Raw genomic sequence first — 10495 nt, 5'->3', positions numbered from 1 at the left:
AATCAAACTACACAGACATAAAATATTATCTCCTTTTTTTGGATGAATAAACTTATCAATTTTACTAATCTAGTATTTGACACATTGTGCTTTATAAGGATTTACAGATAAATATTATGAAAATAACTCTTGAGAATTTAAAAAAAATAGAAAGATTAGAGTTTGAAATACCAGATAAAGGTGTTTGGCTTATTACAGGTTTAAATGGTTCTGGTAAAACAAGTCTATTGGCTGCTCTATTTAGAATAGGATCAAGCCATGCATTTCAACGCTATTATAGAACAAGTACTTTTGAAAATAAGCTTGATTCATTTAGTGACGCAAAAATTACGTATCGAATCAATGGTAATGAGGTTTCTTATGCTTATGGCGGAAAGCGATGGAGAGCTACTCCGAGTAGGAATTCAAAGTTGTTTCAAGATTTCCCGTATAATTCAGTAAAATTTATTGAAGCTAATGGAAATCGAGTAGAACCCTTTGCGGATGAAATTAGACCTAGATCTGTAAGGCCAGCGCCTGAAGATATTCGAGCTTTCATGAAGCATGTGTTGGATGATAGTAAATGGAGTGATCTGAAGTATGTTAACACAAGAAGGGGGGTTGGAAGCGAGGCTTATCTTTTACCGTATTTCAGTAGAGGCATAAAATATTATTTTTCTGAAAAGAATTTTAGTTTAGGTGAGCTTTGTGTATTAAAGCTTGCTTGCCAACTTTACAATATCCAACAAGCTAGCTTAGTTTTAATTGATGAAATCGAAATGGCTCTTCATCCTCAAGCACAAGTACGATTACTTGAGAAAGTAAAGGATATATCAAGTACAAAAGAATTAACTACTTTATTTTCTACACATTCAGCCACTTTAATAAAAAATATTGATAGAAAAAAGATAATTTTACTCAAAGAGCATGCTGTAGGAGTATTCAAAAGCGTACTCAATGTCTACCCAGCACAAGTATTAGGAGAAATAGCTTTTGATGACGAACTCAGTGCGGATTATATTTTTTTAGTTGAGGATAAGCAGGCTAAAATACTATTGGAGCAAATGCTAGCTTTTTATATATCAAAAACTCAAGATGAAAGAGGATATTCACCATTATATAAAATCGTACCTATTGGAGGCTTTGTTCAAGTTGTTGAACTACTCAATAGTTCAAGCCAAATATTTCCTGAATATGTCAAACGCTATGCTTTCTTAGATGAAGATGTAAAAACGGAATCTCTTGTTACAGCTAGAAGGCAAAGTATGAATAGCCTGTTACAGCTATTCCAGCAATCTAATAACAATATTAAATATTTACCATGTACACCTGAAGTGGGGTTAATGGAAATGATTGAAGGTGGGAGTGTATCTACTAAAGTTAATAGCTTGTGCAATGGAGCTGCAATAAACATACAAAGAATTATTTCTAGCTCTAATTATATGATATTAAATAAACAAAATAATCGTGATAAAGCCAAAGATAGAATTAAATATATAGTTGCTCAAATTAATTCTTCTACAGGTGTAAGTGATAATGATATATATAAGTCGTTATATAAAATTTATTGTGAACATAATTACAGTTCATCATTGAGTGATTTACACCAATTATTAGCTCCTATTCTAAACTCAAGGTAGCTTATACAAAGTCAGTCAATTATGACTACTATCAAGATTCTAAAAATTATTATTAATCTAATCTGTAGCACATATCTCGAACTATCACATATAAATTCCTAAACCTTTAAACAGTTTATTGATAGACAACAAGCCGTTCAAAGATTTGTAAAGAATGTTAGCTCAACGACAATAACCAAAGAGAAACCCCATGACAACTTCAAAAGTAACCTACCAAGGTAATTTACGCACCCAAGCCATTCATCTACAGTCAAACAATCAAATCATTACCGATGCTCCTACGGACAATCACGGTAAGGGCGAAGCATTTTCTCCTACTGATTTGCTAGCGACCAGTTTGGGCAGTTGTATCTTAACGATTATCGGTATTAAAGCCGAAGCGATGGACATCGATATCTCAGGTACTACGGCAGAAGTCACCAAAGTCATGGCTGCCAAACCAAGGCGTGTGAGTGAAATACACGTTATAGTCAATTTTTCAAAAGCATTGGACGAGAGTACCTTAAAGCGATTTTATAAAACAGCGTTAACGTGCCCAGTAGGCAATAGCTTGGATCCTGCCATTACTCAAAACTTAGTATTTAACAATGGTACAGACGCTTAATATGTCTAATAAGACCTTACTCATCGTCGCTCATGCACCATCGCCCAATACTCAGAAATTGGCACAGGCAGCTTATGACGGTGCCAATCATCCTGATATAGATATCACTGTGATTTTGAAATCACCGCAGGATACGCAGCCTGAAGATGTATTGGCTGCTGATGCGTTACTGCTAGGCACGACTGAAAATCTGGCGTATATGGCAGGGTTGACTAAGGATTTCTTTGATCGTTGCTATTACCTTGTGCTAGAAGAAAAGCAGGGTATGCCATTTGCGGTATATATTCGAGCAGGGCATGATGGTACGGGTACTAAGCGTGCGCTCAAAACCATTACCACGGGATTGCGCTGGTCTTGGGTGCAAGAGGCGCTGATACTACAGGGCGATTGGCAAGATAGCTTTGCTGCGCAAGTAGAAGAGCTAGCCATGACGCTAGCTGCTGGAGTCGAGGCAGGTATTTACTGATAGTGAGTTGTTTGGCAATGCTTGTTGATATATGCAACTACTGCCAAAAGTACCATAGACAGTTTGGAGAGAGCCGTAATGCACAATGATGATTTGAATAATAAAGTGGATGTTTCTGCATTGCCGTTTTCTCAAGCATGTGAGAATAATAAGCAGCCTATCTTAGAAGTGCTGCAAATTGAGTTACAAGGCTTTAATCATGTGCTAGAGATTGGCTCTGGGACTGGTCAGCATAGTGCGCACTTTGCACCCAATCTGCCTGAGCTACAATGGCAAACCAGTGATGTGATTAGTAATCATCGGCACATAATAGCTTGGCATCATGCTTACCCTGCGCCCAATCTATATGCCCCTTTGGCGTTTGATTTGAGTACGGATGCTGTACCTGCCAATAGCCAGTTAAACTTACCTTATGATGCAATGTTTACGGCCAATACGCTGCATATTATCAGTCGGGCTTTGGTTGAACGTTTATTTGCATTGGCTGGTGATGCGTTACCCACTGATGGCAAGCTAATTGTATATGGCCCATTTAACGAAAATGGTAAATATACCAGTGAGGGCAATCAGCGATTTGATGCGATGCTGAGAGCAGGCAATCCTGATAGTGGTATTCGCCATAAAGAAGACATTGTCAGTTTAGCAAGTGAACATCATCTGAATCTTGTCACTACTTATGCGATGCCTGCCAACAATCAATTATTGGTATTTCAAAAAGCTAAATAGTTAAAGCTTTAGCAAAAATTTTATAATAAAAAAGACACCTCAATTGATGGTTTTCAGATCTTAATTGAGGTGTCTCTTTATTTGGGCTTGTTTATATTGTTGCGCTTACTTATATTATTGCCGATATGATTTTTATAGCGTTAGACTATTTATATTCTTCTGCTAAAAAGTCTAAATATCGTTTCCAAGAACGCTCGTCAGCACGCTCATCATAGTTTTTGCTATCAAACACACTAAAGGCGTGTGGTGCGCCGCTATAGGTGACCATCTCGTGTGGTATCTTAGCCGCTTCTAATGTTTTACCCAGTGTCGCAAAGCTTTCAAGAGACACCACCTCATCCGCTGAGCCATGGAACACCAGTATCTCGCCTGTGGTCTTATCATAACTCTGACCGGTTGGCACCTCAAACGCCCCATGGAATGGTACAAACGCTTTTTGCTCAAATCCTGAGCGTGCTAGTTCTAGCGCAACCGTACCGCCAAAACAGTAGCCCATAGTCGTGCCTTTGCGCACATCATTGCCTTGTAGTTGTCCTGCCGTTAATGCCCCTGCCAATATGCGACGCATTTTATTACGGTCGTCATATAGCTCACCAGTTAAGCGTTTGTTTTCTTCAATAGAAGTAGGGCGAACGCCTTGACCAAACATATCTGCTGCTAGCACGTTGTAGCCTTCAGTTGCCAACATATCAGCACGTTTACGCTCATAATCGGTCAGACCATCCCAGTCATGAATGAGCAAAATAAAAGGTGCGTTGGGCTTATCCGCTTTGGCGTAATAGCCTTCGTATGCTTTATCATCCACTGTATAGGTAACGTTTTTGGTCGTGATAGCAGCAGCCGTTTGACTGAAAGTCAGTGCCATTAGGCCGATTGAAGCACCCATTAGCAATGAGTGATAAGGTTTTTTGGATGAGGAATTTAAAGTTGGTAACATGGTAGGTCGCCTTATAGTCATATAAAAAGATAAATATTTTGAAATGAGGGTATACCCTAAAACCATGCCAATGTATTTATCAGTCGTTTTTAGTGCCTCATAAAAGCATACCTTAAAAAATCACTACATTACAAGAATCTATTATCAGTGTTGAATTTCTCTTTAAATAATCTAAAACGGCTGCAAACTTTAACCAAATATCAACAAGGAATGCCATGAGTTAGTCATATTTTTTGGCTAATATTAAATACAGCTCTGCATAGAGCCTACTTTTAATTACTAGCTAGGATGCATAATGAATAATAATATTGATCATACCGACCCCGCTAAAGATATGAATACGGAACGTGGCAATGGGGGCGAAACCCATCAGCGTGCCAGTGATGACACGAAAGTTTTGACGACGCAACAAGGCGTTGCCATCTCTGATAATCAAAACTCTCTAAAATCTGGCAGTCGTGGCCCCACATTGCTAGAGGATTTTGTACTGCGTGAAAAGATTCATCATTTTGACCATGAGCGTATTCCTGAGCGTATCGTCCATGCGCGCGGTAGTGCTGCACATGGTTATTTTGAGCTGACAGAATCACTAGAAGCATATACCACGGCGAAAATTTTGACCGAGACGGGTAAGCAGACGCCTTTATTTACCCGTTTTTCTACCGTTGCTGGTAACAAAGGCTCAAAAGATACGCCACGTGATGTCCGTGGTTTTGCCGTGAAGATTTATACCGAAGAAGGCAACTGGGATATCGTCGGTAACAACATGCCAATTTTCTTTATTCAAGATGCGATGAAGTTTCCAGATTTGATTCATGCGGTAAAACCAGAGCCTGATCGCGGCTTCCCGCAAGCAGCATCTGCGCATGATACCTTTTGGGATTTTGTATCATTGAGCCCTGAAACCATGCACAACTTGATTTGGCTGATGAGTGATCGTGGTCTGCCACGTAGCCTACGTATGATGGAAGGCTTTGGTATTCATAGTTATCGTCTCATCAATGAAGCGGGCAAGAGCACCTTTGTACGTTTCCATTGGAAGCCAGTATTGGGTGTGCAGTCAACCACATGGGATGAAGCAGTGAAAATCTCGGGTGCTGATCCTGATTATCATCGTCGTGATTTGTTTGAATCAATCAACAATGGCGACTATCCTGAATGGGAGTTTGGCGTCCAGTTATTTACGGAAGAACAAGCAAATGAGTTTCCTTTTGACCATTTAGATGCAACCAAACTGATTCCAGAAGAATTAGTACCTGTGCAAGTCGTCGGTAAAATGGTACTCAATCGTTATCCAGATAATTTCTTTGCGGAAACGGAGCAAGTCGCGTTCTGTCCATCACATCTGCCACCGGGTATCGACTTCAGTAACGATCCATTATTGCAAGGTCGTCTGTTCAGCTATCTAGACACGCAGCTATCTCGTTTAGGCTCGCCTAATTTTGCACAGATTCCAATCAATGCACCAAAATGTCCATTTGCGAACAATCAGCAAGATGGTCATATGCAAATGCAAGTGCCTAAAACTCGTACGCTGTATGAGCCGCAGAGCTTAGACCCAACGAGACCATGTGAAAGTGCCAAACGTGGTTTTGGATCATTCCATGAGCAGTTGGATGATGGGGTAAAAGGTCGCGTACGTGCAGAGAGTTTCGCTGATCACTATAGTCAACCACGTATGTTTTATCGCAGTCAGACACCAACTGAGCAAGCACATATTGCAACTGCGTATGCCTTTGAGTTGGGTAAAGTGGATACCGCTCATGTACGCGCCCGTACGCTAAGTCATCTGATCCATATCGATGAAGACTTGGCCAATCGTGTGGCAACCGCGCTCGGTATGGAATTGCCAGAGCCTGCGGATGCTGCTGCACCTGTCCAAGATATGGCAACGTCAAAAGCCGTACAAACCATCGGTCTGACACCTGACAGTCTAAAAGGCCGTATGATCGGTATATTGGTCGCAGAAGGCTCTAACAATAGCGAAATCAAGAAGTTTGAAGCAGCAGCGATGGAACAGGGTGCTAGCGTGAAAATCGTTGCCCCTAACAAAGAAGTGGTATTGGACGATGGTACACGCATACAAGCGGATGAGCGTCTTGCTGGCGGGCCCTCAGTGATGTTTGATGCTGTCGTGAGTATCATCATGCCTGACCAAGCGAAGAAGCTCGCTAAAGACAGCTCAGCACTAGACTGGTTTAATGATGCGTATAATCATTGCAAAGCCATCGCTTATTGCGGAGCGACCGATGAATTTATCCTAAGTAAACTGCCAGTTGAAAAAGACAGTTTTGTCACGCCACTTGCCGAATTAGATAGCTTCATTGAAAACGCAAAGTCTCGTCTGTGGGAGCGTGAGCCAAAGGTACGTGATTTGGCGTAATTAATCTCGTACATTTTCCAAATACGTTAAATTTTTTCAAAAACTCAGCCTATGTGCTGAGTTTTTGTTTATGTGAGGAAAAGTGGTTTATAGTCACAAGCGTTCACTCAAAGTCATTACAATCTACATGGCGAGGGTTATACTAAATTCTATTAAGGCGCGTTAAAAGCGTTTCATATAGTAGGGATACTATACAAGTGACCAATCATGTAGCAGGGAATGCAAATGAGTTTATGTGAAATTGTGCGTTTAGAAGGATATATTCAAAGTACGTATCTGGCGGTATATCCAGATAAGATTATGCTGTTAGATGGGGCATGTCGCCCTGATGTGCCGATGGTATTAGAGTATATCAAGACAGCGTTGCAGCGACCAATAACTGATCTAAAAGTTGTCGTCGTCACTCATATGCATCCAGATCATGCAGGCGGCGCACATAAATTCCGAGAGCAGACGGGTTGCTTGATTGTCTCAGCGGACAAAGATACACAGTGGTATAGCCGTATCGCTGGGCGTACTATGCACCTTGTCGATATGAATCTTGCGCATTATGTGGCGAGACGCCAAGGTCGCAAGCCAAAAAACCTGTATTATCCAGCGCATCTCAAGGCCGATATTACCGTTGGTGAAGGCGACTGCGTGCCAGGGTTTGATGAATGGCAAGTGTTAGAGACCCCAGGTCATACAGACCGTGATTTGTCTTTATTTCACATGCCCAGTCGACAGGTATATACCGCTGATTTGATTATTAAGCTGCGTCACAAGTTTGTCGCGCCTTTTCCTATCTATGATCCTAAAGTCTATATTCAATCACTCCAAAAAATCAAAGCGTTAAAACCTTCGATGGTCATGATGGCACATGGGTGTGAGCTGGCGATAGATGAGGCAACTTTTGATATGTTGATTACGCAAGCACCCAAGCATCCACGTACGATCAAAGACACGATCAAGCATAAACTGCTGTGGCGGAAAAATAGCGACTTTACTGTCTTTAAGAAAAAACATAAAAAATGAAATAAAAATTTAAACGAAAAAAAGCCCAGTTACTATGCGATATAGTAACTGGGCTCTCTAAATATGGTGGGCCGACCGCGACTCGAACGCGGGACCAATTGATTAAAAGTCAACTGCTCTACCAACTGAGCTATCGGCCCTGAAGAGTGTATAAAAAAAGCACTGCTTTTTTAACTCTACAAGTGAATTTACAGTTTCGTAAATTCGGTGAAGTTTTCTAAAAGAAACCTTCTTAAACTTTGTGACTTATTATGCCGCTACCTGATAGGGTAAGGTGCATAACAAGCGTAATACTAAATATGGTGGGCCGACCGCGACTCGAACGCGGGACCAATTGATTAAAAGTCAACTGCTCTACCAACTGAGCTATCGGCCCTGAGCGAGGATAAAATGAAGTACTACTTCATCCGAGTGCAAGAGGATTTACATTTTCGTAAATTCTAAAAACTCGATATCAACACTAGGTTTGCATTTAACTGCAAGTCAAAGTTCTTTAAACAAAAACTTTGTTAATCAAACTTAATTTTAATAAGCACATTAAGTTTGTTTCAACGTTTAAAGATTTTGTATCCCTAAACGTGAGAGCACATTATATATATTATTATGACAATTACAACCCTAAATGATAAATAAAGTGCAAATATTAGGAAAAAAGTCATATTTTTTCAGAATTTCGTTATTAGAGCCATTTCAGGCTCTAAATATTCTGATTTAGTGCGTTAATTATTAACGATTAGTCTCTAGATAGAGCTTCAACAGGGTCAAGTTTAGCTGCATTGCGTGCTGGTAAGAAGCCAAATACGACACCAATCAGTGTTGAACATATAAATGCAGCAATAATAGAGGTGGATGAGTAAATAACTTTAAAGCTATCGCCAGCAAAATTATTGATGAGCTCACCGATAGCGAATGCGAGTCCAATGCCTAGCAGACCACCTAAAATACAGACCAGTACGGCTTCTATTAAAAACTGCTGCATGATATCGCTTTGCCGTGCGCCAACAGCCATTCGCACCCCAATCTCATTGGTACGCTCAGTGACAGACACCAGCATGATATTCATCACGCCAATACCACCAACTATTAATGAGATAACAGCAACGGATGAGATAAGCAGCGTCATCGTGCCTGTCGTCGACTCAATGGTCTGACGGATAGAGTCTGAGTTGCGAAGCTCAAAATCATCTTTGCCATGGCGACCCTCTATGATGTCAGAGATAGCGGACTCAGCCGCACTGGATGAGATGCTGTCATCTAATAAAGCCACAAAGCTATCAATATTTGCACTGCCGGTGATACGTGACATCACCGTGGTATAGGGCATATATATAGTGGGTGTCGAAATATCTGGACCAAAACCGCTATCATTTTCTTCGAGTACACCAATCACGCGTCCAGGTACACTGCCGATAAGTATCACTTCACCAATAGGATTATCAATGTCTGCAAAAAAGGCATTCTTGGCATTGTCATCGAGAATGATATCTTGACTGCGCAGCTTAATACTTTGCGAATCGAAACCTTGACCCAGTGCTAGCGTCTCACCAGTAACCTCTAGATAATACTCACCAACACCATTGATGGTCGAGTCTTCCTGCACGCTGCGATAGCGTACACTAGAGCTGGCATTGACTTGAGGGCTCACATTGGTAACATACGGTTGACTGCTGATCGCGTCTGCATCTTCTGGTGTGAGGTTGTCGTCATTATATTTACGTCGCGGGTCGCCTCTAGGGTATCCATCGTTGACGGTGATGGTATTGGTTCCTAGCGAGCTGATATTTGAGAGAATTTGCTGCTGAGAGCCTTGACCAAGACCAACGATAGAGACAACCGCAGCGATACCGATGATAATACCTAACATGGTCAGCAAGGTGCGCATCTTGTGTGCACGCATGGCGAGCAAGGACATCTTAAAGGCTTCGAGCAAACGATCGACAAAGCTAGCAAAGGCGCTTTTTCGATGTCCACCGAGGATAGAATCAGGCTGCCGCGTTGTCGGTTTATAATGCTCAGTTTTGTAATCTGCAATGACATAACCGTCTTTCAGCTCAATTACGCGCTCGGCCTGGGCGGCAAGTTTGGGATCATGAGTGACCATGATGATGGTATGACCTTTAGCATTTAGGTCATGTAAGATCGCCATCACGTCTTCGCCAGATTTGCTATCTAGTGCACCAGTTGGCTCATCTGCTAAGATAACATCGCCACCATTCATCAAGGCACGAGCAACAGAAACACGCTGCTGTTGTCCACCTGAGAGCTGACTGGGTCGATTATTTACTTTTTCTCCAAGGCCTAGATCGGTTAATAGCTCTTCGGCACGATTGATGCGTGCATCAGTATTCATACCAGCGTATACGGCGGGGACGGCGACGTTGTCTTTGGCACTGATATCACCAAGCAGGTGATAGCGCTGAAAGATAAAGCCAAAATGCTCTCGGCGCAACTCAGCCAATTCATCCGCATCTAGCCTATTTGCTGATTGGCCGTAAATCTTATAGTCACCAGCCGTCGCTTGATCTAAGCAGCCCAAGATATTCATCAGCGTGGACTTACCAGAGCCAGATTGACCAATGATCGCGACCATTTCACCTTGATTAATCGTTAAATTAACCTCGTGCAATACGCGAATGGTTTGCTCGCCGGCAGGAAACTCTCGAATGATGCCAGACAGCTCCATGATAGGCTTGTCAGCAGTAACTGCAGTATTATTCGGTGAGTTGGTTTCTATCGAGGCGTTAGC

At 41.6% G+C, this 10495-nt stretch carries 8 protein-coding genes and 2 tRNA genes; 6 read left to right on the top strand and 4 right to left on the bottom strand.

What is annotated here, in order from left to right; all coding sequences use genetic code 11:
- The first annotated feature begins 116 nt into the window (after window positions 1-116).
- The 4 genes from ACZW67_RS05360 to ACZW67_RS05345 all read left to right on the top strand — a co-directional run bounded on the left by ACZW67_RS05360 (window position 117) and on the right by ACZW67_RS05345 (window position 3415).
- Complete coding sequence (locus ACZW67_RS05360) at window positions 117-1619, top strand: ATP-dependent nuclease (protein ID WP_465182435.1); 1503 nt, start codon at window positions 117-119, stop codon at window positions 1617-1619.
- Window positions 1620-1809: 190 nt separating this feature from the next.
- The gene (locus ACZW67_RS05355; protein ID WP_197175080.1) at window positions 1810-2223 is read left to right on the top strand and encodes an OsmC family protein; all 414 of its coding nucleotides are present in this window, start codon (window positions 1810-1812) and stop codon (window positions 2221-2223) included.
- A 1-nt stretch (window position 2224) separates the two neighbouring features.
- Entirely contained in the window at window positions 2225-2689 is a 465-nt protein-coding gene (locus ACZW67_RS05350) for a flavodoxin family protein (RefSeq protein ID WP_465182434.1), read from the top strand.
- Window positions 2690-2767: 78 nt separating this feature from the next.
- Entirely contained in the window at window positions 2768-3415 is a 648-nt protein-coding gene (locus tag ACZW67_RS05345; RefSeq protein WP_465182433.1) for a DUF938 domain-containing protein, read from the top strand.
- Window positions 3416-3560: 145 nt separating this feature from the next.
- Here the strand turns inward: ACZW67_RS05345 and ACZW67_RS05340 are convergent, their stop codons facing one another.
- Window positions 3561-4352 (bottom strand): dienelactone hydrolase family protein, encoded by a 792-nt coding sequence (locus ACZW67_RS05340; protein ID WP_465182432.1) that lies wholly within the window; start codon window positions 4350-4352, stop codon window positions 3561-3563.
- Window positions 4353-4647: 295 nt separating this feature from the next.
- Between ACZW67_RS05340 and ACZW67_RS05335 the strand changes: the two genes are divergently transcribed.
- Window positions 4648-6735: a catalase gene (locus ACZW67_RS05335; protein WP_465182431.1), complete on the top strand. Its 2088-nt coding sequence runs from the start codon at window positions 4648-4650 to the stop codon at window positions 6733-6735.
- Between the two features lie 225 nt (window positions 6736-6960).
- Window positions 6961-7749 carry an MBL fold metallo-hydrolase gene (locus ACZW67_RS05330; protein WP_465182430.1) on the top strand — a complete coding sequence of 263 codons (789 nt, stop codon included), beginning with the start codon at window positions 6961-6963 and terminating at the stop codon, window positions 7747-7749.
- A gap of 64 nt (window positions 7750-7813) precedes the next feature.
- Here ACZW67_RS05330 and ACZW67_RS05325 read toward each other — a convergent pair.
- The 3 genes from ACZW67_RS05325 to ACZW67_RS05315 form a co-directional block, all read right to left on the bottom strand.
- Window positions 7814-7889 (bottom strand) — tRNA-Lys (locus ACZW67_RS05325).
- 160 nt (window positions 7890-8049) lie between these two features.
- Window positions 8050-8125: transfer RNA gene (locus ACZW67_RS05320), tRNA-Lys, on the bottom strand.
- 357 nt (window positions 8126-8482) lie between these two features.
- On the bottom strand, window positions 8483-10432 hold the full coding sequence (locus ACZW67_RS05315; protein ID WP_465182436.1) for a MacB family efflux pump subunit: 1950 nt from the start codon (window positions 10430-10432) through the stop codon (window positions 8483-8485).
- Window positions 10433-10495 lie beyond the last annotated feature (63 nt).

It is taken from the genome of Psychrobacter sp. TPE 89C (assembly GCF_055522395.1).
Note: the sequence above shows the minus strand (reverse complement) of the source record. Positions and strands in the feature narration are given on the sequence as shown.